Source organism: Bacillus sp. LL01, from assembly GCF_001037965.1.
The window spans coordinates 1-3,177 of the sequence record NZ_LFEL01000266.1; the positions used below are offsets into that span (position 1 = coordinate 1).

At 40.4% G+C, this 3,177-nt stretch carries 3 protein-coding genes; 2 read left to right on the forward strand and 1 reads right to left on the reverse strand.

Annotated elements, in window-relative coordinates; translation table 11 throughout:
* Positions 1 to 37: 37 nt before the first annotated feature.
* Both AB685_RS29165 and AB685_RS29170 read left to right on the forward strand, forming a co-directional pair.
* On the forward strand, positions 38 to 2,008 hold the full coding sequence (locus tag AB685_RS29165) for a TRAP transporter permease (RefSeq protein ID WP_047974113.1): 1,971 nt from the start codon (positions 38 to 40) through the stop codon (positions 2,006 to 2,008).
* A gap of 23 nt (positions 2,009 to 2,031) precedes the next feature.
* Positions 2,032 to 2,820: an SDR family oxidoreductase gene (locus tag AB685_RS29170; protein ID WP_047974111.1), complete on the forward strand. Its 789-nt coding sequence runs from the start codon at positions 2,032 to 2,034 to the stop codon at positions 2,818 to 2,820.
* Between the two features lie 46 nt (positions 2,821 to 2,866).
* On the opposite strand, the gene AB685_RS31575 is transcribed toward AB685_RS29170, so the two are convergent.
* Positions 2,867 to 3,177 (reverse strand): hypothetical protein (locus AB685_RS31575; RefSeq protein ID WP_047974112.1); only part of this gene is annotated, 311 nt, incomplete at its 5' end.

Here is a 3,177-nt window from a genome sequence, read left to right on the forward strand (position 1 = left end):
AACCATTACAATTAATCATTGAAAAGAGGTGATGGAGATGGAAAAGCAACAAAATCCACAACCAGAAGAGTTAACAAAAGAGCAAGTTGAGTTATTAGAAAAATATGATGCGGAATCGAGATTTCGTTCATTTAAAAGTAAAATAGTTGCTATTATAGTTTCCCTTTTAGCTATTTCATTATCTGTATATCATATGTACACATCATATTTTGGGACGCCTGTAACTTTAMAGCATCGTTCATTACATGTGGCGGCTATCCTAGCATTAGTCTTTCTGCTTTATCCACCATTTAAAAAGGCAAATCGTACAAAATTACCTTGGTATGATCTCCTATTTGCATTAATGGCATTTTCAACAACGGTCTATATCTTTGTCGATTATGTCGGTATTGTCAATCGCGGTGGTTTACCAAATCAGCTTGATCTATTGTTTGGCGGAATTCTTGTTGTTCTTGTACTAGAAGCAGCTCGACGTGTAACAGGTTGGGGTTTACCTGTGCTWGCCATTTTATTCTTTCTCTATGGTTTGTTTGGAAGAGAGCTTTCAGGAATTTTTCGTCATCGAGGGTATACATGGGATGAACTAGTTAACTTCATGTATGTCACGACTGAAGGGATCTATGGAACGGCCATTGGAGTTTCAGCTACGTATATTTTCTTATTTATTTTGTTTGGTGCCTTCCTCTCTAAGTCTGGAATGGGGCAATTCTTTAACGACATGGCACTAGCCATTGCAGGTCAAACTAGAGGGGGACCTGCAAAAGTAGCAGTAATAGCTAGTGGATTTTTAGGAAGCATAAACGGTGCTGCGGTGGCTAACGTCGTAACGACTGGTTCATTTACGATTCCATTGATGAAAAAAATCGGTTATCATCGTAACTTTGCTGGAGCAGTAGAAGCTGCGGCATCGGTTGGGGGACAGATCTTACCACCGATCATGGGGGCTGCGGCTTTTATTATGGCAGAGATGTTAGGGGTTCCTTATAGTCAGATTGCTCTAGCAGCACTTCTACCAGCATTATTGTTCTATTTAGGAATTATTGTACAAATTCATCTTCGTGCAACAAAAGAAGGTTTAAAAGGAATCTCAAAAGAAAACCTACCACAAGTGATGGAAGTATTAAAAGAAAGAGGGCATTTGTTAATTCCTTTATTCTTTCTTTTATACATGTTGTTCTTTAGTGGACGTACGATTATCTATTCTGCATTCTTAACGATTTTGGTTACAATCGTTGTAGCTATGATTAGAAAAACAACTCGCATGAGTATGAAAGATATCGTGGATGCTCTTGAATCCGGTGCAAGAACAGCTGTTGGAGTAGCGGTTGCGTGTGCWACGGTTGGGATTGTTGTAGGGGTAGCAACGATGACTGGTTTTGGCTTGAAGCTTGCAAATGGAATTGTAACTCTTGGTGGAGATAGTCTACTTTTAACTCTTATTTTTACAATGATTGCTTGTATTGTATTAGGAATGGSGCTGCCAAGTATTCCGACTTATATTATCACAGCAACAATGGCCGCACCTGCCTTAATCTCATATGGCATAGAACCATTAGTTGCTCATCTATTTGTATTCTACTTTGGTTTATTTGCAAATATCACACCACCGGTTGCGCTTGCTGCCTTTGCAGCGGCAGGGATATCCGGAGGGGATCAGATGAGGACCGGCTTTATCTCAATGAAACTAGCAATTGCCGGCTTTATCGTTCCGTTTATGTTTGTTTATAACGATGCACTCCTTCTTATTAATACCACATTTGTAGAAGGAGCGGCTGTAACGATTACGGCGATAGCTGGAGTCGTAATGCTCGGAACAGCAGCTGAAGGATACTTATTTAGCACAATTCATTGGGTGTTGCGCGCGATCTTATTCGGAGGAGCGATTCTTTTTATGAACCCGAATATGGTTCAAGACATCATTGGTCTTGCGATCATTTTAGTGGTTGTTGTATGGCAATGGAGAAAAGCAAAGAACTCTACGGTCACGGATACAAATATTGCACAATAAGGTGAAAGCAAGGAGGGTCTAGTATGGATATAGGTTTAAAAGGAAAATCTGTTATTGTTTTAGCTTCTAGTAAAGGGCTAGGGAGGGCTTGTGCTGAGTTATATGTGAAAGAAGGCGCACAGGTGCTTCTTTCGAGTCGAAATGAAGTAGAACTTGAAAACACAGTTGCTGAGATTGAAGAAGCTACAGGTGTAAGGCCTCCATATATCACTTGCGATATTTGTAACCCAGATGATATAAAAAGACTAATTGAAACGGCCACGGCTCTACACGGTGGAATTGATGTACTCATTAATAACGCTGGAGGTCCGCCAGCTGKAGGATTTGATGCTTTTGAAGATGCTGATTGGCAAGGGGCATTCGAGCTTAATTTACTAAGTTTTATTAGAGCCATCCGTGCCGTTTTACCATCGATGCGTGAAAGAGGGGCAGGTCGTATTGTAAATATTGCCTCGTCTTCGATCAAAGAGCCCGTAGAAGGATTGATTTTATCCAATACCTTCCGAACGGCTATCGTCGGACTTTCTAAAAGTCTGGCAAAAGAGTTAGGTGGGGAGAATATCTTAATCAATACAGTTGGACCTGGCCGCATAGCAACTGACCGGGTAGAAGCTTTGGATCATATTCGCGCCGCTAAACTTGGGTTAGAATATGAGGAAGCGAAAGACCAATTGACCGCTGCCATTCCATTAGGTAGATATGGGACACCTGATGAATTTGCCAGAACCATTGTCTTCTTAGGGTCATATGCGAATACGTATGTGACAGGACAATCAATGGTTGTTGACGGTGGAGCAACAAAAGCATACTAATAAGGATCAAAGAAGGCTTGAGGACATTCCTCAAGCCTTCTTTTTATTAAGGGACTATCACGGTGGTAGGTAACATGAAGGTCCATACTTGTTCCTCGATTTTGTGGCGTCTTATCGTTAAATCAAATGGTTCTTCTATGGCTTGGGTAAATTCGAATACTCCTTGTAATTGATTTATTTCTTCATTGTAAGTTGTCGTTGTAAAAGTTGGATGGATTCGTTCATTGTTGATTAATAATGCGACATTCACACCTTTTAAGTTATRCACATCAGAAGATGTTAATAAAAGCTGGTGTCCTTCCACATCAATTGAAGAAATTCGAAAGTCATTCTTCTCTATTTGCTTGGTATCATGCG